The following is a 23,642-nucleotide window of genomic DNA, read 5'->3' as shown; positions in this document are numbered from 1 at the left end:
CGTGATCTCAACCGCTGGAGCGACAGCGCTTGCTTGTCCCGATCGTGGTGCAGACAAGTTTCCGAACTTCCTCTGACGGTGTCTTCGCCGCGGGGTCCTCGGACTGTGAAGGTTGCGCATCTGCTTCAAGCCGACTTTCCGAAATCCCGACACGCGCGGATACCGAGGCAACATAACCTTTGAAGCCCAGCCCGTTCTCGGATGCCTTGGCCTGCTGATAATAGTCCAGCCCAACAATGGCGACCCCGCAGATCGCTGCAAACCCTGCCAGATATTTTGCGCTCATCTCGACCACCTGTTCCTAACCGAGTCGGTGAGACCAGAACATGTGGACGATTTGAAGGCGCAATGCGGGCCAGAACGCGAAAACCGCTAGGATTGGCCGGATAATACCTTGCCGGGATTCATGATGTTCTCGGGGTCCAAAGCAGCCTTGATTGCGGCCATATACTGCGTGGCGGCGCCCAGTTCTTTGATGAGGTATGGCCGTTTGCCCTGACCGATTCCGTGTTCACCTGTGCAGGTGCCTTCCATTGAAATTGCCAGGTCGTTCAACCATCCGACAAACTCTTCGGCTTTGGCAACTTCTTCGGTGTTCTGCATATCGATCAAAATAAGCGTGTGAAAGTTCCCATCCCCCACATGCCCCACAATTGGCGCGAGCAAGCCAAGATCAGCTGCCTTCTGCTGAGTGCTTGTCACACATTCCGCCAGGCGCGAGATCGGCACGCAGACATCCGTTGAAATACCACGCGCGCCGGGGCGCAGTTGCAGACACGCCCAATACATATCATGGCGCGCCTGCCAAAGCTTGTTCCGTTCTTCGGTGGTCGAGGTCGCAGCAAAATCCGTACCGCCGAACTCCTCGGCGATCTGACCAAAGGTTTCAGCCTGTTCCGCCGCACCGCTTTCAGAGCCATGGAATTCAAGCAGCAGCAATGGCGTTTCCGGAAGACTCAGCCCGGAATAGGCGTTTGCCGCCTGAACCGACATTTCATCTAGCAACTCTATTCGGGCAACCGGAATGCCATACTGAATGGTCATCATCACCGCGCGGCACGCGGCATCGACCGAAGGAAAGGAACACCTGGCCGAGCTGATCGCTTCGGGGATGCCCTGCAAGCGCAGAGTCAGCTCGGTGATGATACCCAACGTGCCTTCCGCCCCAATCAGAAGGCGTGCCAGATCATACCCGGCCGATGACTTCTTGGCCCGGTGACCGGTACGGATGATCTGGCCGTCCGGCATGACCGCCTCGAGGCTGAGAACGTTGTCGCGCATCGTTCCGTATCGCACCGCATTGGTGCCCGACGCGCGGGTCGCGGCCATACCGCCCAGCGACGCATTCGCCCCCGGGTCAATCGGAAAGAACAAACCCTGATCCCGCAAATGAGTATTCAGCGCCTCGCGCGTGACGCCGGGCTGCACGACACAATCCAGATCTTCGGCGTGGACAGCCAGCACCTTGTCCATCTGCATCAGATCGACCGAGATCCCCCCCGCTGGCGCATTCACATGCCCTTCCAGCGACGTTCCCGTGCCAAAGGGAATCACCGGCACCCGGTGCGCGGCACAGGTTTTGACGATTTCCGACACGTCCTGCGTAGTATGCGGGAAAACCACGGCATCCGGGCTCTGGTTTTCGATCCAGGTCGTGGTGTGCCCGTGCTGTTCACGAATCGCGGCACCCGTTTGCAACCTGTCGCCAAAACGTTGTTTCAGAACGCCTATGACGGTTTCAATACCTGTTTCATTCCGAGGCAAAGCGGTCGCCTGCACCATCGTCATCCTCCCCTGTCCCAGCACGTTGCGGGCCGTTCAGTCCATGACTAAAGGGCCCGTCAAGTGCCGGCAATCCCCACAAATACCGAGGCCCTATTCGCCCAGCGCAATACCTTCGCGACGGGGGTCGGCACCACCGCTCAGCCCGTCGCCGATTTCGATGGCGTGAAGGCCAGATGTCAGGTCACGCGGGTTTACCTCGAACCCAAACTGGGTCAGCCCGTCGGAAAAGCCTTCGGCAGAGGTCCCGACCTCGACATCATATGTTCCGAAACGATTGACAAGATGCGGCAGCGACACGGCTTGTTGCACATCCATGCCCCAGTCGGCCCATGCGATGATCGATTTGGCCACATAGCCGATGATCCGACTGCCACCCGGCGAGCCAATCGCCAGAACCGGCGCGCCATCCTGCATCACGATGGTCGGGCTCATGGACGAACGCGGGCGTTTTCCGGGTTCCAGCCGGTTAGCGATCGGCACACCATTGCTGTGGGTCTTGAACGAAAAATCCGTCAGTTCGTTGTTCAGAAGGAACCCGTTCGTCATCAGACGTGAGCCAAAGCCGTTTTCGATGGTCGTGGTCATCGACAACACGTTGCCATAGCTGTCTACAATCGAGATATGCGAGGTCGAAGGCAGCTCCAGCGACACATCATCCGCCCAGTTCAGCGCGTGGTCGAACTCCGGCTGACCGGGCCCGACATCTGCCAGCGCGCCTTCAGTGTTCAGCGATTCCGCTCGTAGCGACAGGTAGGCCGGATCAACCAGCCCCTTGGTCGGCATGGGCACGAAATCGCTGTCAGCCATGTACCGGCCGCGGTCCGCAAAGGCGAGGCGCGAAGCGTCTCCGATCAACCGCCAGGCCTCGGCGCTTTCCGGCCCCATGGCCGCCAGATCATAGCCGTTCAGCATCCCCAGAATTTGCCCCACGGTCAGCGCACCCGAAGACGGCGGGCCCATGCCGCAGACTTCATAGGCGCGGTATTCCGCGCAAACCGGTTCGCGCTCGATCACCTGATACAGCGCAAGATCCGCACCGGACAGAACACCGGGATTGCCCGGAGCATTGCGAACCGTGCGCACGATGTCTGCCGCAATCTCACCGCCGTAGAATCCAGCCGCCCCGTCACTGGCCAACACACGCAGAGTTTCGGCATAAGCTGGGTTCATCAGGCGCTGCCCCTGTTGCAGCGGCGCGCCCCCCGGCAGGAAATATTCAGCGGTTTCCGGGAAGCGCGACAGGCGCTCGGCATCGTTTTCAACAAGGCTGGCCAGACGCGGGGACACCAGGAACCCTTCATCCGCCAACCGGATTCCATCGGCAAACAATCCGGGCCACGAGGAACGCCCCCAGCGGCGATGCGCCTCTTCCAGCAAGGCAGGTGTGCCCGGCGTCCCCACGGACAGCCCACCGACAACCGCATCGAAGAATTTCAGCGGCTCACCGTTTTCGTCCTGAAACAGGGTCGGTGTGGCCGCCAGCGGCGCCGTTTCTCGCCCGTCCAGAGTTGTCATCTGACCGGTCGCTGCATCGTACCAGACCAGAAACGCACCGCCGCCCAAGCCCGAGGATTGCGGTTCGACCAGGCCCAGCACGACCTGCACCGCCACCATGGCGTCTGCGGCAGACCCTCCTGCGCGCAATACTCTGGCGCCGGCCTCCACCGCCAGCGGGTTGGCCGCGGCAACCATCCAGTTCTGGGACGTGACCGGAACGCCATCCAGTTTGGCCTCGAGCGCCGCGATGACCTCGTCGGTCATGGCCTGTACCTGCCCTTCCGTCGCCGTTTCGGGTGCAACGGCATCGGCCGCTTCCTGAGCGAACCCCGGAGCTGCAAAACAAAATGCAGAAAACAGTAGAACTGAAACACGTCTCATCTGATCAAATCCTCCAATACATCCCTGACTATCAAAATTGCGCGCCGAACACGCTCTGAACAAGTCCAAGCTGCACGCCATCAACACATGGCCGACGTCCGCAGCACGCGTTAAGGCTTTGCGTCGCCTACCAATCGATCCTGATCATAGTGGGTCATACCGCGGAACTCGGGCAACCACGCTTCACGCCGGGTGACCCAGCTTTCATATGTTGGCGTTAACTGATCTGGCACATCAAGGCATCCAAGATGCACCTCCACTTCGGTTCCGCTGCGCGCAAAGACCGGAGAGCCGCAGACGGGGCAAAAGAACCTGTCAGCATAACCACGCGCTTCGCCGGAAACCTCTATTCTGTCGTCCGGGAAAACGGCCGCCGCATAGAACACCGCGCCATGATGCTTGCGGCAGTCCAGACAGTGACAGATTCCGACCCGCAGTGGACGACCCGAAGCCCTGATGCGCAGATTTCCACAACGGCACCCTCCTTCATAGACGTCCATTCCTGCTCCTTTCCAGAGCGCTAGAGCATTGCCGGTACAACCTGATCCGGCGGGCGGTGGCCGTCTTCGAAGGTCTTGATGTTGATGATGACCTTCTCGCCCATCTCCACCCGGCCCTCGAGCGTGGCCGATCCCATATGAGGCAACAGAACCACATTGGGCAGCTGCCTCAGGCGCGGGTTCACGTCAGTGCCCTGTTCGTAGACATCCAACCCCGCCCCCGCAATTTCACCTGCGCGGATCATCCGGGTCAGGGCGTTTTCGTCCACGACTTCACCACGTGACGTGTTGACGATCACTGCCGAGGGTTTCATCAGTTTCAGACGACGTGCGTTCATCAGATGGAAGGTCGACGGCGTTGAGGGGCAATTGACCGAGATCACATCCATCCGCGCGACCATCTGATCCAGGCTTTCCCAATAGGTTGCCTCCAACTCCTGCTCGGTCTCGGGGCGCAGCCTTCGGCGGTTGTGATAATGGACTTGCATTCCAAACGCGTTCGCACGGCGCGCCACAGCCTGCCCGATCCGGCCCATGCCCAGAATGCCCAGACGACGACCTCCGATACGGCCTCCCAGAAACGCGGTGGGCGCCCAGCCGGACCAATCTCCCTGCTGCATCACGCTCAGACCTTCGGGAATACGTCGGGTAACCGCCAGAATCAGGGCCATGGTCATATCGGCGGTGTCATCGGTCAGAACCCCAGGCGTGTTCGACACCAGAATCCCACGCTGGCGCGCGGTGGACACGTCAATATTGTCGACACCGGCACCGTAATTGGCGATGAGCTTAAGCCTTTCGCCCGCCTGCCCCAGCAGACCGCCATCAATCGCATCGGTTACCGTAGGCACCAGGACATCAGCTTCCTGCACTGCGGCCACCAGTTCTTCACGCGTCATCGGAGTGTCATAGTCGCGCAAGCGCACATCAAACAACTCGCTCAAACGTGTTTCGACCGCTTCGGGCAACCGTCGCGTAACGACAACACTCAAACGTTCTCTTGGCACCTCGGCCCTCCCACTGCTTTGCAAACGGACGCGCGCCATGGCATCGTGGCGCAGGATAAGGCGGGGCACAAGAACCCCTTTGGCATTGAGTCGACCTTTTTTCGGAACCGGATCAACAGGCACAAGAGCAGGCAGTCAGTGAGTGGTATTCGACCGGTAAATCGCCGCTGTCTGGCGGCACTATCCGTATTTCTGATCATGTTCGGCGCATGGGCTGCTCATGCCGACGTGAAACGAGGATCCGTCACCAACCTCCCCCTGCCCCGTTATGTCTCGATGAAAGCAGCAGAAGGTAACGTGCGACGCGGACCTTCTTTGACACATCGAATCGACTGGGTGTTCAAACGGCGCGGAATGCCGCTTCAAGTCACTGCCGAATACGGCAACTGGCGACGGGTTCAGGACCGCGACGGCGCTGGAGGCTGGGTTCACTACGCCCTGTTGTCGGGTGTTCGGACAGTACTGATTGAATCCGAAATGCTGCCTGTCTATGCCCGACCCGATCCGACCTCACCCGTGAATGCGCATTTCGAATCCGGGGTCGTGGCCCGACTGGGAACCTGTTCGCTGGACTGGTGCCGGATCACCGCCGGCGGGTATCGGGGTTGGACCTTGAAGTCGAACCTATGGGGGGTCGACCCGTCCGAGATTCGCGAATAACCACAGGGCCGACCTGCCCCCGCGTTGCGGACACGCGACAAGGTGTTTGAGTTTCCCGCCGTTATGCTGTGAAACTCGACCAAAACGGAGGCGATCATGCGTGCAGTTACATATTCCACCTTCGGAGACCCGGCCGATGTCCTGCGGATACAGGACCTCCCTCCGGTCCCGCCGGGTCCGGGCGAGGTCACGGTAGAGCTGTCCTTTTCCGGAGTGAACCCTTCCGACGTCAAAGCCCGCGCCGGGACCAGACCGGGCGTGACAGAGCCTCCGTTCCCCCTGATCATCCCGCACAGTGACGGCTCCGGTGTGATCTCGGCCGTTGGCGACGGAGTTTCCGCATCTCGGATCGGGCAGCGCGTGTGGATCTGGAACGGCCAATGGCAACGCCCTTTCGGCACCGCCGCCAGCCACATTACCCTTCCCGATGCCCAGGCCGTGGCTCTGCCGGATGCGGTGTCGTTGCAGACCGGCGCGATTCTGGGCATTCCCGGTCTTACCGCCTGCCACGCGGTGTTTTCAGGCGGCCGTCCCGATGGGCAAACGATCTTGATACACGGTGGCGCGGGCACCGTCGGCTTTCTGGCCGTTCAGCTTGCCAAATGGGCAGGCGCGCGCGTGATCGCGACGGCCAGCCCTCGCAACTTTGACCGGGTCCGGGAAGCCGGCGCAGATATCGTGATTGATTACGCCAGCGAGGATCTGTCCAACGAAATTCTCGATGCAAATGAAGGAAAGACAATCGGCCGAATCATCGACGTCGAATTCGGCCGGAATATTCAAACAAACGCCACGGTCATTGCCGAGAACGGTCGCATCAACGCCTATGGATCTGCCCAAGACATGACCCCCGTGTTTCCGTTCGGACCGATGATGTTCAAAGCCATGACGCTTGAGACCATTTTGATTTATCTTCTTCCTCCGGATCTTCGTACCAATGCCGTGAAGACCCTTCACAAGGCCTTGACGGATGGCGCTTTGACCTGCCCTGTTCAAAAGGTCTTTGCACTTGAGGAATGCGCGTCTGCGCATGCAATGGTGCAGGATGGAAACCGGACCGGAGCCGTGTTGATCGACACCAAATGACCGCCCTGAAAAAAATCTGTTCAACCTGAGTTTTTTTGACAAAACGCTCTTGATCCCTGCCAACAACAATCGTAGACAGCCGCTCACCGTTGGGGTGTAGCCAAGTGGTAAGGCAGCGGTTTTTGGTACCGTGTATCGTAGGTTCGAATCCTACCACCCCAGCCAGCTCATCAGAACATCGTTACTCCGATACCTGTTGACACCGTTTGCTGCGGAAAATGCCCCCCTTTATGCCCCGGCCACCCGAGCCACCCGCTAACAACCACAGCGGGTTTTGCGGGGGTACCCCTCCCACTTTACGGGAGGAGCGGGTTAGCGTGTTTTGACCCGAGAGTTTTGCATAGCCACAGGGCTAAAGCAGACCCCAATCGACACCGTTCGCCTGCCGATCACGCTCATCCTGAAGGTTATCTCGGCGGTCACCGATGGTCAGATGGCGGGGATTGATACAGCGACGGTTATGGCAACGGTGGCGGATTACCTGATCGCGGGTGGCGGCAAGCCGGTGGGTTATGCAGTAGACGAACCTATAAGCGCGATCCTGATGCTCGCGAAACCGAAGTTTTCTTGGTTGCTCCGTCTCGGTGACCATACATCCGTTTCCATCTACTTCCGTGTTAGCCAGCAAGTCTTCCACGCGCCCTAGCGCCTCGTTATAGTGGTTTGCTAAGACGTCTTCGTACCAAGCCTGTAGGCGGCTCCGCTCTCGAAAAACAGGAGGTCTCATATGATTTCCACATCCTCCTCAATGTGATCAACGGGCTCGTCGTAACCCTCTGGACCGAGAACGCGGCCATTTGAGACACGGTAGTCCGGGTGAACCCAAATCACCCTCGCATAGTCAGTTCCGCCCCACTTAGCTTTCGCGGGAATCCACCCAAGTTCGTTCATCATGTGAGCCAGTCGGTTCGGGTTTACCTTAAGGTTTTCGAAGAATAGCTTTCGGAGACTGGCCTGCGGGATCGCGAACTTTCCCGTTCCAGCGATGAACTCCGCTAACTCCTGTTGCAGGACTTCACCAGAAGCAGCGTGAAGTCGTTGCATAATAGGGGTGTCGACTGCAGCCATATTCAGCGACCGAGGGTTAAACCCATTCGACTGCTGTCTAGCCATCAGAGCATTGTAAAGGCGCGCGATATTCTCCGGATTATCCATGTACTTGTAGAAGCTGGACATGAAGGACTGGAAATCCTCATTGTCCGGTCCGGAAGCGTGGCCCGGGTGATTTGCATCAATCACATAGAACCGGCGGTCATCTGGCTCAATCCAATGTGGATAGTGGTTCGTCGTCATCAGGTACACGCTGACGCTGCGAACCTCGGTTACCTCCTTTCCTTTGCCCTCGACGGCGACTCTGGGCTCGGTGATGAAAGATTTTACAGCGTTTCCAGCGTCAGTTCCCGGCTTTAGCTTGACCTCCTCGCAGGTAATGAACTTTTTCGACATCAGTGTCTGATTGAACCGAGATGTGAGCTTGGAGATGCCGTTGATCCCAATCGAGTTACTTGGACCGAACAGAGCATTGAGGACCTGTCCAATGGTACTTTTTCCAGTTCCTTTCGTCTGCGAATACAGCAGTATCGAAAAACTTGGCTTGCTGCCCTCGTTCTGAAGACTCCAGGACAACCAGTCCAAGAAGAAGGTTCGATCACAGTCATGACGGAACATGCGCTCCAGCAGTTCCTGAAACATACCGTAATCGGCCTCGGTTAGCCCCAGGTTTCTGTACTCCGGCTTCGTCCACGTGTTTATGCTTGCTGACCCGTCGGACCAGATCAACCCGTCTGAAACCTCAGGGCAGCACTCGGAACGACCGTCCCAGACAGGAATGGTCTGAGTTTTGTCAGTGTGAATTTCCTCGACCGAGTACTGGTAGACTTCACGCCAAAGTTCGTCTGTCAGTTCGATTTCGCGGTATTTCTCCGAAAACCGAATTAAGGCAGCGCGCTTAAGATCCGACGCCGAAATGGCCGTGGTCGGATCGTTTCGCCGGAAAAACCTACCTTCCTTGCGGACGTAGTTTCTGGCCAAATCGCGACATAAGATTTCTTTAGGGTTGTCCGAAGTATGGTTGGTCTGATTGGCGTCTGTGGTCTGAACTTCCGCATTGTCTCCGCCATCTGAAAAGATCTCCAACTGAACGTCATCTAAATTGCTTTGCCCATGTGCTATCGGGCGGCGATTCCTCCATGATTTTTTGCGTTCTCTTGGTTTGAGCTCGTTGCTCGGTAATTGCTTGTTCACTCTGTTTCTCCTGCATCTTGTGCCAATTCGTTGCGTGCAAAACAAACCTGTCCAATGCGCTTTTCGGCACGGTGAGACAGGGTCAGGGTAAAAATAAGAATCAGGCCATGCGGCTCATCATCAAAATCCGCGCAATGGGACTGAGCCGATTACGGATTTTGCAATCAAAGCAGGCTGTGACGTACAAGCCCACTTATTAAGGTCGCCCAACCCAGTGATGTTAGACGACTACCAGTTATGAATTATCAGTGATCTCAATCGAGATTATGAGCTTTGACCTGAAGGTATTTAATGAGTTATCGAGTCACTTCAATACCCCCAACCACCCGCGATCAGGTAATCCGCCACCGTTGCCATAACCGTCGCTGTATCAATCCCCGCCATCTGACCATCGGTGACCGCCGAGATAACCTTCAGGATGAGCGTGATCGGCAGGCGAACGGTGTCGATTGGGGTCTGCTTTAGCCCTGTGGCTATGCAAAACTCTCGGGTCAAAACACGCTAACCCGCTCCTCCCGTAAAGTGGGAGGGGTACCCCCGCAAAACCCGCTGTGGTTGTTAGCGGGTGGCTCGGGTGGCCGGGGCATAAAGGGGGGCATTTTCCGCAGCAAACGGTGTCAACAGGTATCGGAGTAACGATGTTCTGATGAGCTGGCTGGGGTGGTAGGAAACCTTGCCCACCGATGAAACCTATCAACTTTTCCCACTAGCCTGAGAAACTGGGGCGGTTTCGGGGGCATTCTGCTTAGCGAAGCGACGGGCGGAATGGAGCGTTAGAGGGTCAGCATGGGGCATTTCTAACAGTGAGCACTGGGCGTTTTGATCGCTGGATCGATCGTTCACTGCCGCTGGCGGGACACAGCTTACTAGACCGCTAGAGAACCCATAACTGGCGCTGAGACGACCGCTGGCGAGTCGTTCCGGGGGCTGAAGACTGGTCGCTGGTGCTGGTGGGTGGCGGAAACTTGTAATGGCGCTCTGTGTCCCAGTTCACAGGACCTCTCGTTCATCCAGGTTAACGTGACGTCATCAATGGGAGGTCGCAATGCTTCGTAAGGCTTCAAATACCTGGCACACTCGCACCGAACACGCAGTAACCATGATCCACCCAGTAGTGCGTATCTTGCGTCATTGCATCCAGATGCAACGCCAAGTGAACCGCTACCATTGAATTCGAGCGCGGGTAGGCCGACCGGCTGACGACCGATTGTTGACATTGATGAAGTGGCTGACCAGTGGCGTAGAAGCAGACGTTCGATCGGACAACAGCGAATGACCGTATCGAGCCCATTCCTGCCGTTTAGCGAGCTTCGGTCTTTCGCATGTGCGGCACGTCGAAAACCGCAAATTCCGACGTTCAAATTCCAGTGTCAGATGGCAGGAGAGCGGACGTTCCCGCCATTGGCTGCAGTTCCGCCAATGACAGCTCTACGCAAAACGATCATGTTTCTGCCCAAATCAGATGCGTGAAAGCAGCGAACCCAGTTTGCGCCGATTGAGACATTTTTCTGAAGTCAAATTTTGATTGATGAGTTCTGCGCGCTTGAAAATAGGACGAATACCAATTCGGAGATCATATCATACGGAAAAATCCGCGTAGTTCTTCGAATTCCGCAACGCTGACTTTGCCACTCTGATATGCTATTAGGGAGGCAATTAGCACATTCTTTTTGAGAACCTGATGAAAAACAAGTCGCTGGAAGATTCCTTCCGATACATTGAATCAGCGCTGGAGAAACATTCTCTCGAGCAAAAGATTTTTCGCTTTTCTCGTTTCCTCCAGAGCCCTAATTTGGAAGGGCTAGTATCTCGCGAAGCGTCGCTCATCGAGCCCGAACTTCACATTCTCAGAACAGGATTGGAATCTGTAGATTTCGACAAACAGTGCCAAAACCATCCTCAAAAAGTGACTGCTTGGACCAACCAAAAGCTCAAAATTTTACGGAACGCGCTAGAGGAAAAGAAGATTGCCAGGCGCGAGGTTCAACCCATCTCGCCTAGCATCAGACGCATAGTTATTGTTTTGTGACGGCACTTGGAACACACCGGAGTAAATCAAGCATCTGAAAAACACGGCCTTATGAACCCGCTTCTTTTCACTATCGTAGTGCAGCTCATGCGAATGTCGGCGTCGACTACGAGAATACTAGCCTCGCAATTCACGCCCTAGATTGGGTGGCCTACGTGACATAACCGAACTCGAGTTTTTGATTCTCGAGCTTGACCGTTAGACCGCGAATATGAAAAAAGATCCCGAGCCTGAAAATGATCTTCGCTCCAGAGCTCTGGAGTTGGCCTACCGTTTCCTAATCGGCAATCCTCTAAAGAGGTTTTTTACTGCGATCTTCCTTGGAGGAATTACTCTAATTGGCGGCGAAGGCCTTCTGTATCTGCTGACCGAGTATGTGCTCAATGAGTATGGTTCGATGGTCAGAAATTCAGCAAAGAATCTTGACGAGGATGCCAATTGGCTCACCGTGCGCAACTCAGGTCTGGTGCTATGCGCGATTGGCATCGGTCTTCACTTGATGCTATTTGGCTATGAGCAGTGGCAGGCTTCGAAGAAAGCCCAAAAGGACCAAAAAAAATTGAAGGCCCAGTTGGTTGGCAAGCTGCGTGACATTGCAATCGGTTTCGCTGACGAGGGGATTTCAAGGAGCGCAGGATATATGATTGACGATCTTCGTGAGGCAAAAAGACTCGCGCTGGAACTCAAGCCTGAGCTTCCTGAAGCGATCCTTTCAGACCCGATCTTCGCGGTTGTTGCTGATCCCAAAGTCGATGCCTCTGCAACCAAACCATACCTAGGCGTAACTGCGACAGAGTTACAAAGCTTCGCAGACCGTTTGGCCAACCAATAGGAACAGAAGTTATGAAATTGAATGAGTTTGAAGAATCCATAGTGCATGAATTCATCATGGGTTTCACAGACTTGATACCCGATGAATACGACGACATACTTGCCAAAGCAGAACTCGGCATCCAAATCAAACGACCCGTGGAATTTGAGATAGAAGATGTGCGGCTTGGAATTGTCAGAGGTGCATCGCCAGTATTCAGCTTGCGCCCCAAGGGCACCGCTCTCTTAATCTTTACTCAAGACGCGCATTTGGCGAGGAGTGTTCTCGTTGCCTTTCGGAAGAACGTTATCCAAACGTTGACTGTCCGCGTTGAGAGGTCCTGGCGTTGCTACATACAGTGTGGCGACCGGATCATTGAAAAGACCTGTGAAGAAGATAAAGACTCGACGGAAGCCTGTTGCAACAGTCTGAGAGACCAATGCTAAGTCAGCGTCCTCTGCAACCGGAAGCTGTGCAGAATGATTTCGCTCCCTTGGGTTAGTATTGGGCCGTCCTTGGCTACCGCAATGGTTGCTATGCGCAGTTAGGTGTTCTTGGTGCGCCACGCAGCATGCAGCAAAATGGGCTCACTGTCGCCGTTCTCTGCGGTGGGGATCGACGGGAGGTAAGAGCCCTTACCGGACTTTCGTCAACACCCAGAGTCTCGCTTGTGCAACAAGTCTCAAACGTCGCATTCCAGACATTCGCATCCCGGCGTCTGATGGCTTCTTCGCGGACTGAGCCGTTTTAGCTACATTGCAGCAAGTTTGGTCGGAGTGAACGACTGGTTGGCGGAATCAGTTTCGGTCTTGGTCAGCGGATCGAGGGTTTCAATTGGGACTCAAATCAGACATTGCAACTTCCAACTAGTGCGAAGCTTTAGATATTTGAATCCGATAGTAAGTGTTAGCTCGGCCTATCCAGAAGATTGGTGCAAGCTTGGCCGTACATTGCGGAATCGGTGTGATTAATCAAATTTGAGCCTGAAAATGCTGGGGCTTTCTATTCAGAGTAATCCGTAAACTGGACACAGTTGATTTCAAAGTGCTGCCTTGACGGACGCAATTACTGTGGCGATGATTAAAATATGTGCATTTTGAGAACATTCTTTCTTTCTATTGTGTGCATCCTGGTGACTTCTGGATTGCTCTACGCAGAAAGTGGGATCGTAAAATCTTTTGCAGGTTGTGCAGGTCGCTTCTCGGCTGAAATGGAACACGCGTGGCTTTTGAACGATCCAAAAGCTCAGGATTATGAACTGCGGCGCGGTAGGTTTATCTCGTTGCTGGAAGCGACTACGACAGCAAATAATGCCGAATTTGTCCTAGGCCACAGGGTGAATTCCAAACACGCCCACGCACGTTTGCTGCAAACCGCAACCTTTACTTCTGATGAAGTGAAAGCAAGTGCGGCGCGCCGAGCTGCCAAGCAGTACTTGGATCAATGCAACCTGTTGATCTTGGGCGGCGCTTAAAGACCGCTTCGCTGCGCCGCCGCATTTTTAAGCGCGACGTGCTGCATTGCCGCGAAATTGGGCAATACCCTCAATCAATCCAAGAACTCGGGCTATGAGACTCTAAGAGCTGCAAAGAACTGTCCTAGCACTATGGAGTGCCGCAAGACGGCTTGGAACATGTGCGAAGGTGCCCGGCCTAGGAACCTGAAGACGCCCTCGCACACCGCAATTATGCGTGGGGGGTATATGGGACGTTTCGGCGCCCCGAACAACCCTGCTGCGCGTCGCATAAAAGGAAATGCTGATGCACACCAAAATTCTCACCACAACCGCCGCAGTCCTGTTGGCCAGTTCATTGCCTGCACTGGCTGATTGCCCGATCAAGGTTGGCGTCCTTCATTCGTTGTCCGGTACCATGGCCATTTCGGAAACCACGCTGAAAGACACGATGGAAATGCTAGTCGAACAGCAAAACGAAGCGGGTGGTCTTCTGGGGTGTGAGCTTGAAGCCGTCGTTGTAGACCCGGCCTCGGACTGGCCACTGTTTGCCGAAAAGGCGCGTGAGTTGCTCACAGTCCACGAGGTTGACGTGATCTTTGGCAACTGGACATCGGTTTCCCGCAAATCCGTCCTGCCGGTGATCGAAGAACTGAACGGCCTGCTGTTCTATCCGGTTCAGTATGAGGGTGAAGAGAGCTCGAAAAACGTGTTCTATACAGGTGCTGCGCCGAACCAGCAGGCGATCCCAGCCACGGATTACTTCCTGGATGAGCTGGAAGTTGAGAAATTCGCGCTGCTGGGAACCGACTACGTCTATCCGCGGACCACGAACAATATCCTTGAAAGTTACCTGAAGCAGAAGGGCATCGCGGAAGAGGATATTTTCGTCAACTACACGCCGTTCGGTCATTCGGACTGGTCCAAGATCGTGGCCGACGTGGTTGCACTTGGCGCGGATGGCAAGAAAGTCGGCGTGATTTCGACAATCAATGGCGACGCGAACGTCGGGTTCTACAAGGAACTTGCTGCTGCGGGCATCTCGGCTGATGACATTCCGGTTGTCGCATTCTCGGTCGGTGAGGAAGAGTTGGCCGGTCTGGATACCACCAACCTCGTCGGTCACCTGGCGGCCTGGAACTATTTCCAGTCGGCCGAAAGCGATGCGAACGAAGCATGGGTTGAAGCTTGGAAAGCCCGAATGGGTGAGGACCGTGTGACCAATGACCCGATGGAGGCCCACTATGTCGGCTTCAACATGTGGGTGAACGCGGCGACGGCTGCCGACACCACCGATGTCGATGCCGTTCGGACCGCCATGTACGGTCAGGAATTCCCGAACCTGACAGGCGGCACCGCTGTGATGCTGCCCAACCACCATCTGGCCAAGCCGGTCCTGATCGGTGAAATCCAGGAAGACGGTCAGTTCGACATCATCAGCCAGACCGAAGAAGTTCCGGGCGACGCCTGGACCGACTATCTGCCTGAGTCCGCTGTTCTCGTGTCGGATTGGAAAGAGCTGGGTTGCGGGATGTACAACACCGAAACCGAGAGCTGCGTACAGATCAAGTCCAACTACTAAGGTCTTAACCTGAATTCCTCGGGGCGCGCGAGTTGTGCCCCGAGGCTCAATACAAAGGTCTTCCTAAATGACGCTTCCGTTCAGGCGGGCAGTGCTTGCCCTGCTGGTCCTTGTGGCCCCTACCCTTTTGCAAGCGCAATCCGCAGACGCCCCGGTGCAGCAGATATTGCAGTCTCACGCGGAGGTGATCCAGAAATCCTCTCGCAAGACGATTGGCCCTGCGATCGACGCGCTGGCGCAAAGTGGGCTGCCGGAAGCGCAGACCGTTCTGGAGCGTTGGCAGGCCAAGGACATGTGGTTCAACAAAGAAACCGGTCTTTTTGTCTTTGCCTCAAAGGCTGACGGTGGGTTGCAAGTCTTCGATGTATCTGACGGGGCCGAGATCGGGGTTGTCGAGAAAAAGAAATACAAACAACTCAAGCCCAATTCTGGCATTCGCGGGTTGATCGCGTCTGCTCTGGTGCAGTTTCAGTTGAACGACCCCAATCCAAGGACACGCGTCGCTGCTTTGACAGCGATTGAGCGAGACGCCGAAGCGTCGCACCTGTCTGCCCTGCGGGGTTCCAACGAGGCTGAACAAGACGCCAACCTCAAGGCGCGCAAAGACCGGTTGGAACGCTTGCTCACCATTCGCTTTGATGAGGATGAGGCCGCGAGGCTTGCTGCAATCGACAGCTTTGCCGGCGATCTGGGTGTTGATGTCAGGGCAACGCTCAATCCTTTGGTTTCATCCGAAATCAAGGTCGCAGATGAAATCCCGGACGGTGCGGTTGGCATTGAGGTCGGATCGGACGATCTGACGCAGGACCAGGCCTATGACCTGCTTGTCGCAAACGGGTTGGCCCCGGAGCCGGTGGATGCAGCAGCGGTAAAGCAAGCCCTGATCGCCAACATAAACGGCGATACTGTTGCGGGTGTACAAGTGGCGAGCCTTGACGAGGACGTCGCCCGAGAGGCCGCGTATCAGGTGTTGGCCCAGCAAGGTCTTGCGACCCCGCTGGTGACACAGGAAGATATTGCCGAAGCTGTTCAAAAACATAAGTTTTTCAAGGTTTACGTCTCAGCCCCCTTGCCCATCGCTCTTGCTGCACAGGCGGCTTTGGACAACATTGAAACGCAAGTTGCTTTGAACCAGACAGCGGATCTGGTGCTGGACGCGCTGTCTTTGGCCTCGATCTATTTCCTTGCGGCGATCGGTCTTGCGATCACCTTCGGAGTCATGGGCGTGATCAATATGGCGCATGGTGAGTTCATCATGATGGGCGCCTACACCGGCTATGTGGTGCAGTTGTTCATTCCTGACCTGACGCTTTCGATCCTTGTGGCCATTCCCTGCGCGTTTCTGGTGACCTTCGGGGCCGGTGTTCTACTGGAGCGGCTGGTCATTCGGTGGCTGTATCACCGGCCGCTAGAGACGCTGCTGGCAACCTTCGGCGTTTCCATTGCCTTGCAGCAACTGGCCAAGAACATCTTTGGCACGCAGGCGCGTCCTCTGACTGCTCCGGCATGGTTGGACGGGTCGATGGTGCTGAACGACATCGTCTCGATCAGCTATATCCGCATCGCGATCTTCGTTCTGGCGTTGCTGTTTCTGGCCCTGTTCCTTATCGTCATGAACCGAACCCGGGTGGGGCTTGAGGTGAGAGCGGTCACTCAAAACCCCCGCATGGCGTCCTCCATGGGTATTAACCCGGACCGGATCAACATGCTGACATTCGGCCTGGGCTCAGGCATCGCGGGCATCGCCGGCGTGGCCATCGGGCTTTATGCCAAAGTCACTTCCGAGATGGGCTCTGACTACATTGTGCAAAGCTTTATGACAGTTGTCGTTGGCGGTGTTGGCAACATCTGGGGCACGCTGCTGGGTGCGACGATGGTCGGAACGCTGCAAAAGGGGATCGAGTGGCTCAACCCGTCCAATACGCTGGCGGCGCAGACGTACATGATCCTTTTCATCATCCTGTTCATTCAATTCCGACCGCGCGGTATCATCGCGCTCAAAGGTCGGGCGGCGGAAGCGTGATATGGTTGACATGACTTCTACAGCCAAGCCTGTACGCAAGCCGCTGGTGCTGCGCTATCCCTCTGTCGCGATCTTTCTGATCATCCTGTCCCTGTTTACGGTTATCATTACTGTTTTGGGCGAAGGGTTTGGCATCGGGCTGATTTCCACCAGCTTTATCAAAACTTTGGGCAAAACGCTGTGCCTGTGTCTTGCTGCACTGGCGATGGATCTGGTGTGGGGATACACAGGTATCCTGTCGCTGGGGCACATGGCATTTTTTGGCATTGGCGGCTACGCCATCGGCATGTGGCTGATGTACGCCCGGACCGAGATTATCGTGGTCGACAGCCTCGCGGCGTCTGCATTGCCGCCGACGGTCCAGGAAATATCGGATGGCATTGCCGCTCAGATTTTCGGCGTTGTCGGTGCGTCCGAGTTTCCCCCGATCTGGGCTTTTGCACATTCCTTACCGCTACAACTGGCTGCGGCGGTGTTGGTACCCGGTCTGCTGGCGCTTGTTTTTGGGTGGTTGGCGTTTCGCAGTCGGGTGACCGGGGTTTACCTGTCGATCCTGACGCAGGCGATGACGCTGGCGCTGTCCCTTTACCTGTTCCAGAACGACAGTGGGCTGCGCGGGAATAACGGCTTGTCGGGGCTGCAGAACCTGCCGGGTCTGGACTCGGTGCCGCAATCAACGGTTTCGATCCTGTTCTTTTGGGCGTCCGCCCTAGCGCTTGGCCTTGGCTACCTTGTCTGCGCATGGGTGGTGTCCGGCAAATTCGGATCGGTCATTCGCGCCATCCGAGACGATGAAAGCCGCGTTCGGTTCCTTGGATACTCAGTCGAGGCCTACAAGCTTTTCATCTTCACCTTCACCGCCGTGATCTGCGGTATCGCGGGCGCTTTGTACTATCCGCAAGCGGGCATCATTAACCCGGCCGAAATTGCGCCCATCGCGTCAATCTACCTGGCCGTTTGGGTGGCAATCGGCGGACGCGGACGGCTGTACGGAGCGGTGATCGGTGCGGCCTTTGTCTCGTTGCTGTCGACATGGTTTACAGGCGGGCAAACCCCCGACATCTCGCTAGAGTTCTATACGATCCAATGGGTCGATTGGTGGACCATCCTGCTTGGTTTCTCGTTTGTTGCGGTCACGCTGTTCGCGCCCCGCGGCATAGGGGGACTGATCGACAAGCTTACAGAACGCCGCGCACCGGATCGACATGGGGCCGACCTGGGACCAGACCTTGGGTCGTTGCGCGAAAAGGAGGCGAATGAATGAGCACGCTGCTCGAAGTCTCTGGCGTTTCCGTATCCTTCGACGGGTTCAAGGCCATCAACAACCTGACGTTCCAAATCGGTCCGGCCGAAATGCGCGCTGTCATCGGCCCGAACGGGGCGGGAAAGACGACGTTCATGGACATCATCACGGGCAAGACCAAGCCGGAAGATGGTCATGTTCTGTGGGGTGAGAAATCTGTCTCACTACTGTCGATGAGCGAAAGCCAGATCGCGCAGGCCGGAGTGGGAAGAAAGTTCCAGCGACCAACTGTGTTCGAAGACCAAAGCATCCGCGAAAACCTGATGCTTGCCCTGAAAAACAAACGCGGGCCGTTGGCTGTGCTGCGGTTCCGGGCGCGTCAGGAAGATCATGAGAAAGTCGCAACGCTGGCCGAGGAAATCGGACTGCAGAGCGCCTTGGGCCGCAAGGCGGGTGAACTTAGCCACGGGCAAAAGCAATGGCTCGAGATCGGGATGCTGCTGGCTCAGGACCCACAATTGCTGCTGGTCGATGAGCCTGCGGCCGGGATGACCCCGGCAGAGCGCAAGCATACGACCGACATTCTTGTCGAAGCGGCCAAAACCCGGGCCGTCGTTGTTGTCGAACACGATTTGGAGTTTGTCCGTCGCCTGAACTGCAAAGTCACCGTGCTGCACGAGGGTTCGGTCCTGGCCGAAGGATCGTTGGACCATGTCACCCGGAACGAGAAAGTAATCGAGGTTTATCTTGGCCGCTGACCTTCTGAACATCTCTGATTTGACTCTGCACTATGGCGGCAGCCAGATCTTGAACGGCGTCGACATCACCGCGCGTCAGGGTCAGGTGACCTGCGTGATGGGTACAAACGGCGTCGGAAAAACAAGCCTTTTGAAAGCGATATCCGGCACGCATCCCCGCAGCGGTGGCGACTATGTGCTAACCGGCGAAGAGATCGGCAACACCACATCCTTCGAGCTGGCCAGAAAAGGCGTGGCTTACGTTCCGCAAGGGCGCGAGATTTTCCCGTTTTTGACGGTGCGCGAAAACCTCGAAACCGGCTTTGCCTGCCTGCCCCGCAGCGATCACACCATCCCCGACTATATCTTTGACCTTTTCCCGATCCTCAAAGAGTTCCTGTCGCGGCGTGGAGGCGACCTGTCTGGTGGTCAACAGCAGCAACTTGCCATTGCACGTGCGTTGATCACAAAGCCAAAACTCTTGCTGTTGGACGAGCCGACCGAGGGCATTCAACCCAACATCATCAAGCAGATTGGCGAAGTCATTCGTCTGCTGCGTGATCAGGGTGAAATGGCCATAATCTTGGTCGAGCAGTTCTTTGAGTTTGCTTATTCGTTAGGCGATGAATTCTTGGTTCTCGAGCGAGGCACCCCTCTTCTACGCGGCTCCAAATGCCAAATTGGCAAAGAACAACTAAGGTCCGCAGTATCTGTTTAACGGCATTGTAGTGGTTCACTTCTGCTCTGCCATGCCCGACGCACCGGATTTAACAATTCGGACTTATGCTCATACCGTCTCGTAGCTCACTTAGCTGCATAGAATGCCGATTACTTGCAGTTTTTTGTTTTCCGATGTTCGTGGATCAGGGGCATTTGGGGCTCGCTGCCAACTTTCTCTGCGGTGAGCATGAACAAGTCATATGAGCCCTGAGCTGCCAATTGTTGCGCTTTTAGCCTATGCAGGTGCGGCAGGTCGTGAAGGGCTGCGAGCGGCCACCGATGCGAAAAGCGGCGAATGGCCGTACCGAGCCCAAAGTGACTGATGCTGCGCGGCGAACGAAAGTCCGGTCTACCAGAGTGCTTAGTTGCCCTAAGGCTTTGTCGCAATCTGGCTTACGTAAGACATGAAACCGAAGAAGGTCTTCTCAGCCACCCGGCGTCTTGCCTCCGCCTTCAACGCCTCCGCTGTTTCGGGAAACAGTACGCGCTCTTCGATCATGCGGTCAGCACCTCGGTCTATGACAGTCAGGAAGTATGTCGCTTCTGCTTCGGCGACGTATCCATGCCCTCTTCTTGCCCCAAGTTGAAAGCCGGTCTTGGCGAGCATTCCGGAGACCTGACGCATTATCCAAAGGTTGGTGACATTTTGATTGATCATGAACCGAATGAGTTGATCCAGCGGATCGAAATCTGCAATCTGCGCCGTCGCTGTGTCGTAGTCGCCATCACAAATCGCCAATACACCACCCGGCTTCAGGATGCGGAATGCTTCCTGAACAACAACTTCGGGGTCAGGCACGTGACACAACAGGGTATGCATTAGGACAACGTCGAATGATGTGTCCTCAAACCCCGTGTCCTTTGCATCGCCGATATCGAAGCTGAGCCGCGCATCATCTCCAAAGCTCTTTTTCGCCCGTTCAACCATCACCGGTGAAGGTTCGAGCCCATGCGCTGTTTTCGCGCCTGCAACGTCCAGTAGGTCCTTAGTTACGTGGCCTGTACCGGACCCGAGTTCCAACGCACGTGCATTGCTCGGGAGCTTTAACTCACTCAAGTAGGCCTTGCGAATTGCGACCTGTGCAGGCTCAAGGCAACGGGCTTCCATCGCTGCTGCAATACGTTCCTGAAGCGCGGTGTCTTGTGCGCCAAGATCAGAATATGGATCAGACATGGCTTAGCTCTCAAAATACATCCTGCAGAAATGCTAAACACACTTAGCCACGAAATCAAAAGAAGCGGACCTGTGGGCAACCCGATCAAACGGCAGCAAAGTCCCGCAACTCGGTCATTCAGCCGGCCCTCAACCAAAGTCCGCTTTGGAAAAAAGAATGCAAAGTGAACACCCCCGGCAAACCGCTACGCTAGGCCTTCTCGGCTCCACCGAGCCTTTATCTGGCAGGGGTTGTGCTTGTTCTGAGCGTCTTGGTGTGCCCGCGCATGACAGCTTGGGCATAGTGCAATCGTGATGAACGTTTTCTTGCCCGTTGAGATGTCGGAGCAAAGTTCCTCACCGCAAATCTCAAGCAACTCCCCGTGTGACTTTAGTTCATTAGTGGTTATGCCACAGTGTTGGCACTGCGCCTCTTCAAGGGCGCACCTGACTTCTTCAACCGAAACTACCCGTTGATAGTTGCATTCAGTATCAGTCATTTTTTGCCCCGCGAACTCAACCCTGTGCAATGGACCTGCTCTGGCCTCACCCAGTAATCGCCTTGGGAGTTTCAGGCTAACGCAGGTGTCTCGCGCAGACAAGCCAGCGGGTATCACTCGCTCCTTCGTCCCGAAAATCGAGCAACTTCCTGCATCTAAATAAGGAAGCAACTGCAGGAGTTTGATCCATGAAGTACCTGTCTGCCCTCGGCGTTCTCGTCGGGGGTTTTCTTTTGCACCCACCGCCCAAGGCCGTCCTGACGACGATGCTCTGGGTGGTGTCGCGGTCCCACCCCGCTGTCTCGGCGTTGGTTCTGCTGGCGGTCCTCTGGACGTGGAGGACCGACGATGAGTGAGCTGGAGCTGAACCCCGGTGACGTCGTGGTCGTCCAGGCCTTCGATGACGTCCCTGAACATCTGTTCCGCATAGACGAGGTGTTCGAAGACTGCGTGACCGGCTTTGCTGTCACCGGCCCTCTGGCTGGTACCTACGGCGAACCGGATCGGGAGATGATCCTAAGGGTTATCTCAACCAACTGAACCCATCCCACATTCCAAATCTGAAAGGAGGAGACTGATGTCTGCTCACATTCGCTATGCCTATCTGAAGGGCCATACATGGTTGTTCAGACGGAACTATCCCGTTGACGTCGCTCTCGCGCTGGGCGCTCAGGCCCTGAAGCAGAGCCTCAAAACCAGTGATCCCAGAACAGCCCGTGTTCGTGCCGCTGAAGTCAATGCCCGGTTCGAGACGTTGGTTGAACAGGTGCGGGCTCAGGCAGAGGAGACTCTGTCTGCCCCAGAGAACACTGCTGAGGTTCCTGATTGGGTTGACCAGCCAGAGACTTCTCTCGTCCGTCTCCGGGCCACTCTGGAGGACTCTGGATGCAATCTGGAGCGGTCCAAGTTCATCAGACCATCAGCACCGGTAAAGGTGCCAGTTCGTGACCTGAGCCGAGCCTACCTTTCCCGGCGTAGTAATGAACTTCGACCCAGCGGGTTTAAATCGGTCCGATACTCCGTCGGGTTGTTCACAAGCCGATATGGTGACCAGCCGGTTTGCCGCCTGACCAGAACAGACGGACGAGAGTTCCTGTCCGCAATAGCCCAACTGTCTCCGATGATCGGTAAGTCAGAGAGGACCCGAGGGCTGACCCTGGACCAGTTAGTCGCGTACTCGTCTCGTGGGGCGGTGACTATTACAGCCAGAACTCAGCGGCGTATCTGGTCGCAGGTCAATCACTTCCTCGACTGGGTGGTCTATGAAGGGCATCTGGAGGTCAACCCGTTCCGGACAGTGCCCTTCGATCGCAAGGTGCGTCCTCAACCCTATGCGGTTCCGACTGACGATGAAGTCGTGCGGTTGCTGGGAGCCAATGACCGTGAATTGCATCCGGTTCTGCTAACCTGCCTGCTATCAGGAATGCGAGCGGGAGAAGCGGTGGGGCTGCTCCGGGAAGACCTCGCGGCCAAGGGCAATCTCGGTTGCTTCGTGCATGTTCGACCCAATGAACTGCGACTGCGGAAGACCGACGCGGCGGAACGACTGGTTCCGGTCCACCCGGCGCTGGATGAGACGTTTCGGCAGCTACCATCATCTGGTCCTCTGTTCCCCGACCTCACCGTGGCACATGTCACTAAGGGCTTCGCGAGACTGCGCCGACGGCTGGAGCTTGATCGACCGGGGCTGGTGTTTCACTCGACCCGCAAGTGGTTCATCACCCAGTGTGAGAGAACCGGTGTTCCTGAGCACTTCACCGCATCTCTGGTTGGCCACCAATCGGCACGGTCGGAGAACGGGATTACCTACGGCATCTACTCGGCAGGGATCAGTGACGAGCAACGTCGGTCTATCGTCGATCAGATAAGACTCCCGGCATGACGTTCCCGGACATTGATGCGTTCGAGGAGCGGGCTGCTATCGCCGAATACGATGGTGGTTGCACCCGTAAGACAGCGGAAGATCTGGCTGCTCGGGCTCAAGGGTTCCGGGATGCCGAAGCCTACTGGCAGTGGTTGGCTGACTATGTCGTTAACCGAAGACCACCCTGACACCCAACCCTCGGCGGCCCCTAGCGGGTTGCCGGGGGCGCTCACTTTGTTTTTTTTGCGGGAGCGGACATAGCGGAATAATGACCGAACGACCGAGTTGCGGGACAAAGCGGACGTCCGCTGGGTCCGTTTGTAAAGGCCCAACAACGATGGTCGGCGTGTGTGATTCCTAAATTTGA

General features: G+C 56.1%; 23 protein-coding genes and 1 tRNA gene. 16 read left to right on the top strand and 8 right to left on the bottom strand.

Annotated elements, in window-relative coordinates:
- Positions 1-7: 7 nt before the first annotated feature.
- From GOW56_RS06180 to GOW56_RS06160, 5 genes are all read right to left on the bottom strand, one after another.
- A complete protein-coding gene (locus GOW56_RS06180; RefSeq protein WP_171205332.1) occupies positions 8-286 on the bottom strand; it encodes a hypothetical protein in 279 nt (92 codons plus the stop codon).
- 86 nt (positions 287-372) lie between these two features.
- Positions 373-1,782, bottom strand: a complete 1,410-nt coding sequence (locus tag GOW56_RS06175) for an FAD-binding oxidoreductase (RefSeq protein WP_171205331.1) — start codon at positions 1,780-1,782, stop codon at positions 373-375.
- A 93-nt stretch (positions 1,783-1,875) separates the two neighbouring features.
- The gene (ggt, locus tag GOW56_RS06170; protein WP_171205330.1) at positions 1,876-3,663 is read right to left on the bottom strand and encodes a gamma-glutamyltransferase; all 1,788 of its coding nucleotides are present in this window, start codon (positions 3,661-3,663) and stop codon (positions 1,876-1,878) included.
- A gap of 110 nt (positions 3,664-3,773) precedes the next feature.
- On the bottom strand, positions 3,774-4,163 hold the full coding sequence (locus GOW56_RS06165; RefSeq protein ID WP_171205329.1) for a GFA family protein: 390 nt from the start codon (positions 4,161-4,163) through the stop codon (positions 3,774-3,776).
- A 20-nt stretch (positions 4,164-4,183) separates the two neighbouring features.
- Complete coding sequence (locus GOW56_RS06160) at positions 4,184-5,170, bottom strand: D-glycerate dehydrogenase (RefSeq protein WP_171205542.1); 987 nt, start codon at positions 5,168-5,170, stop codon at positions 4,184-4,186.
- Between the two features lie 198 nt (positions 5,171-5,368).
- Between GOW56_RS06160 and GOW56_RS06155 the strand changes: the two genes are divergently transcribed.
- The 3 genes from GOW56_RS06155 (at position 5,369) to GOW56_RS06145 (ending at position 7,081) form a co-directional block, all read left to right on the top strand.
- Positions 5,369-5,830: an SH3 domain-containing protein gene (locus GOW56_RS06155; protein WP_171205541.1), complete on the top strand. Its 462-nt coding sequence runs from the start codon at positions 5,369-5,371 to the stop codon at positions 5,828-5,830.
- A 96-nt stretch (positions 5,831-5,926) separates the two neighbouring features.
- Positions 5,927-6,916, top strand: coding sequence for an NADPH:quinone reductase (locus GOW56_RS06150; protein ID WP_171205328.1), 990 nt, complete (start codon positions 5,927-5,929; stop codon positions 6,914-6,916).
- 90 nt (positions 6,917-7,006) lie between these two features.
- Positions 7,007-7,081, top strand: a tRNA-Gln gene (locus GOW56_RS06145).
- 187 nt (positions 7,082-7,268) lie between these two features.
- Here GOW56_RS06145 and GOW56_RS22070 read toward each other — a convergent pair.
- Both GOW56_RS22070 and GOW56_RS22065 read right to left on the bottom strand, forming a co-directional pair.
- Positions 7,269-7,508 (bottom strand): hypothetical protein, encoded by a 240-nt coding sequence (locus GOW56_RS22070; protein WP_171205327.1) that lies wholly within the window; start codon positions 7,506-7,508, stop codon positions 7,269-7,271.
- Positions 7,509-7,639: 131 nt separating this feature from the next.
- Positions 7,640-9,160, bottom strand: a complete 1,521-nt coding sequence (locus GOW56_RS22065; RefSeq protein WP_171205326.1) for a primase-helicase family protein — start codon at positions 9,158-9,160, stop codon at positions 7,640-7,642.
- A 291-nt stretch (positions 9,161-9,451) separates the two neighbouring features.
- Here GOW56_RS22065 and GOW56_RS22060 point away from each other — a divergent pair, with 291 nt between their 5' ends.
- The 10 genes from GOW56_RS22060 to urtE all read left to right on the top strand — a co-directional run bounded on the left by GOW56_RS22060 (position 9,452) and on the right by urtE (position 19,756).
- Positions 9,452-9,625 carry an HNH endonuclease gene (locus GOW56_RS22060; protein WP_171205325.1) on the top strand — a complete coding sequence of 58 codons (174 nt, stop codon included), beginning with the start codon at positions 9,452-9,454 and terminating at the stop codon, positions 9,623-9,625.
- A gap of 1,216 nt (positions 9,626-10,841) precedes the next feature.
- Positions 10,842-11,189 carry a hypothetical protein gene (locus tag GOW56_RS06125; RefSeq protein ID WP_171205324.1) on the top strand — a complete coding sequence of 116 codons (348 nt, stop codon included), beginning with the start codon at positions 10,842-10,844 and terminating at the stop codon, positions 11,187-11,189.
- Positions 11,190-11,400: 211 nt separating this feature from the next.
- Complete coding sequence (locus GOW56_RS06120) at positions 11,401-12,021, top strand: hypothetical protein (RefSeq protein WP_171205323.1); 621 nt, start codon at positions 11,401-11,403, stop codon at positions 12,019-12,021.
- An 11-nt stretch (positions 12,022-12,032) separates the two neighbouring features.
- Positions 12,033-12,446: a hypothetical protein gene (locus tag GOW56_RS06115; RefSeq protein ID WP_171205322.1), complete on the top strand. Its 414-nt coding sequence runs from the start codon at positions 12,033-12,035 to the stop codon at positions 12,444-12,446.
- A gap of 641 nt (positions 12,447-13,087) precedes the next feature.
- Positions 13,088-13,474 (top strand): hypothetical protein, encoded by a 387-nt coding sequence (locus GOW56_RS06110; RefSeq protein WP_171116855.1) that lies wholly within the window; start codon positions 13,088-13,090, stop codon positions 13,472-13,474.
- Between the two features lie 286 nt (positions 13,475-13,760).
- Positions 13,761-15,035, top strand: coding sequence for an urea ABC transporter substrate-binding protein (urtA, locus tag GOW56_RS06105; RefSeq protein ID WP_171205320.1), 1,275 nt, complete (start codon positions 13,761-13,763; stop codon positions 15,033-15,035).
- Positions 15,036-15,102: 67 nt separating this feature from the next.
- Entirely contained in the window at positions 15,103-17,058 is a 1,956-nt protein-coding gene (gene urtB / locus GOW56_RS06100) for an urea ABC transporter permease subunit UrtB (protein WP_171116859.1), read from the top strand.
- Between the two features lie 10 nt (positions 17,059-17,068).
- The gene (gene urtC / locus GOW56_RS06095; RefSeq protein ID WP_171205540.1) at positions 17,069-18,322 is read left to right on the top strand and encodes an urea ABC transporter permease subunit UrtC; all 1,254 of its coding nucleotides are present in this window, start codon (positions 17,069-17,071) and stop codon (positions 18,320-18,322) included.
- Entirely contained in the window at positions 18,319-19,059 is a 741-nt protein-coding gene (urtD, locus tag GOW56_RS06090; RefSeq protein WP_171116861.1) for an urea ABC transporter ATP-binding protein UrtD, read from the top strand. Before urtC ends, urtD begins: the two co-directional genes overlap by 4 nt.
- Positions 19,049-19,756, top strand: a complete 708-nt coding sequence (gene urtE, locus GOW56_RS06085) for an urea ABC transporter ATP-binding subunit UrtE (protein ID WP_171116863.1) — start codon at positions 19,049-19,051, stop codon at positions 19,754-19,756. Before urtD ends, urtE begins: the two co-directional genes overlap by 11 nt.
- A gap of 372 nt (positions 19,757-20,128) precedes the next feature.
- Here urtE and GOW56_RS06080 read toward each other — a convergent pair whose 3' ends face one another.
- Entirely contained in the window at positions 20,129-20,932 is an 804-nt protein-coding gene (locus GOW56_RS06080) for a methyltransferase domain-containing protein (protein WP_170570595.1), read from the bottom strand.
- 827 nt (positions 20,933-21,759) lie between these two features.
- Here GOW56_RS06080 and GOW56_RS06070 point away from each other — a divergent pair.
- From GOW56_RS06070 to GOW56_RS06060, 3 genes are read left to right on the top strand one after another with little or no spacing between them, the layout of a single operon-like run.
- A complete protein-coding gene (locus GOW56_RS06070; RefSeq protein ID WP_171167008.1) occupies positions 21,760-21,951 on the top strand; it encodes a hypothetical protein in 192 nt (63 codons plus the stop codon).
- Positions 21,952-21,988: 37 nt separating this feature from the next.
- On the top strand, positions 21,989-23,293 hold the full coding sequence (locus GOW56_RS06065; RefSeq protein WP_171205318.1) for a DUF6538 domain-containing protein: 1,305 nt from the start codon (positions 21,989-21,991) through the stop codon (positions 23,291-23,293).
- On the top strand, positions 23,290-23,463 hold the full coding sequence (locus GOW56_RS06060) for a hypothetical protein (protein ID WP_171167005.1): 174 nt from the start codon (positions 23,290-23,292) through the stop codon (positions 23,461-23,463). Before GOW56_RS06065 ends, GOW56_RS06060 begins: the two co-directional genes overlap by 4 nt.
- The last annotated feature ends 179 nt before the right edge of the window (positions 23,464-23,642 follow it).

The sequence above is a fragment of the Ruegeria sp. HKCCA0235A genome (assembly GCF_013033235.1).
GTDB lineage: Bacteria > Pseudomonadota > Alphaproteobacteria > Rhodobacterales > Rhodobacteraceae > Ruegeria.
Note: the sequence above shows the minus strand (reverse complement) of the source record. Positions and strands in the feature narration are given on the sequence as shown.

What these genes read in the sequence shown, in the direction of transcription:
- GOW56_RS06165 (WP_171205329.1), bottom strand. Translation starts at nt 4,163, where the DNA reads ATGGACGTCTATGAAGGAGGGTGCCGTTGTGGAAATCTGCGCATCAGG.
- GOW56_RS06175 (WP_171205331.1), bottom strand. Translation starts at nt 1,782, where the DNA reads ATGGTGCAGGCGACCGCTTTGCCTCGGAATGAAACAGGTATTGAAACC.
- urtD (WP_171116861.1), top strand. Translation starts at nt 18,319, where the DNA reads ATGAGCACGCTGCTCGAAGTCTCTGGCGTTTCCGTATCCTTCGACGGG.
- GOW56_RS06150 (WP_171205328.1), top strand. Translation starts at nt 5,927, where the DNA reads ATGCGTGCAGTTACATATTCCACCTTCGGAGACCCGGCCGATGTCCTG.
- GOW56_RS06060 (WP_171167005.1), top strand. Translation starts at nt 23,290, where the DNA reads ATGACGTTCCCGGACATTGATGCGTTCGAGGAGCGGGCTGCTATCGCC.
- GOW56_RS06115 (WP_171205322.1), top strand. Translation starts at nt 12,033, where the DNA reads ATGAAATTGAATGAGTTTGAAGAATCCATAGTGCATGAATTCATCATG.
- GOW56_RS06155 (WP_171205541.1), top strand. Translation starts at nt 5,369, where the DNA reads ATGTTCGGCGCATGGGCTGCTCATGCCGACGTGAAACGAGGATCCGTC.
- GOW56_RS22060 (WP_171205325.1), top strand. Translation starts at nt 9,452, where the DNA reads ATGAGTTATCGAGTCACTTCAATACCCCCAACCACCCGCGATCAGGTA.
- urtB (WP_171116859.1), top strand. Translation starts at nt 15,103, where the DNA reads ATGACGCTTCCGTTCAGGCGGGCAGTGCTTGCCCTGCTGGTCCTTGTG.
- GOW56_RS06125 (WP_171205324.1), top strand. Translation starts at nt 10,842, where the DNA reads ATGAAAAACAAGTCGCTGGAAGATTCCTTCCGATACATTGAATCAGCG.
- GOW56_RS06110 (WP_171116855.1), top strand. Translation starts at nt 13,088, where the DNA reads ATGTGCATTTTGAGAACATTCTTTCTTTCTATTGTGTGCATCCTGGTG.
- urtC (WP_171205540.1), top strand. Translation starts at nt 17,069, where the DNA reads ATGACTTCTACAGCCAAGCCTGTACGCAAGCCGCTGGTGCTGCGCTAT.
- ggt (WP_171205330.1), bottom strand. Translation starts at nt 3,663, where the DNA reads ATGAGACGTGTTTCAGTTCTACTGTTTTCTGCATTTTGTTTTGCAGCT.
- GOW56_RS06080 (WP_170570595.1), bottom strand. Translation starts at nt 20,932, where the DNA reads ATGTCTGATCCATATTCTGATCTTGGCGCACAAGACACCGCGCTTCAG.
- GOW56_RS22070 (WP_171205327.1), bottom strand. Translation starts at nt 7,508, where the DNA reads ATGGTCACCGAGACGGAGCAACCAAGAAAACTTCGGTTTCGCGAGCAT.
- GOW56_RS06065 (WP_171205318.1), top strand. Translation starts at nt 21,989, where the DNA reads ATGTCTGCTCACATTCGCTATGCCTATCTGAAGGGCCATACATGGTTG.
- GOW56_RS06070 (WP_171167008.1), top strand. Translation starts at nt 21,760, where the DNA reads ATGAGTGAGCTGGAGCTGAACCCCGGTGACGTCGTGGTCGTCCAGGCC.
- urtA (WP_171205320.1), top strand. Translation starts at nt 13,761, where the DNA reads ATGCACACCAAAATTCTCACCACAACCGCCGCAGTCCTGTTGGCCAGT.
- GOW56_RS06120 (WP_171205323.1), top strand. Translation starts at nt 11,401, where the DNA reads ATGAAAAAAGATCCCGAGCCTGAAAATGATCTTCGCTCCAGAGCTCTG.
- GOW56_RS06180 (WP_171205332.1), bottom strand. Translation starts at nt 286, where the DNA reads ATGAGCGCAAAATATCTGGCAGGGTTTGCAGCGATCTGCGGGGTCGCC.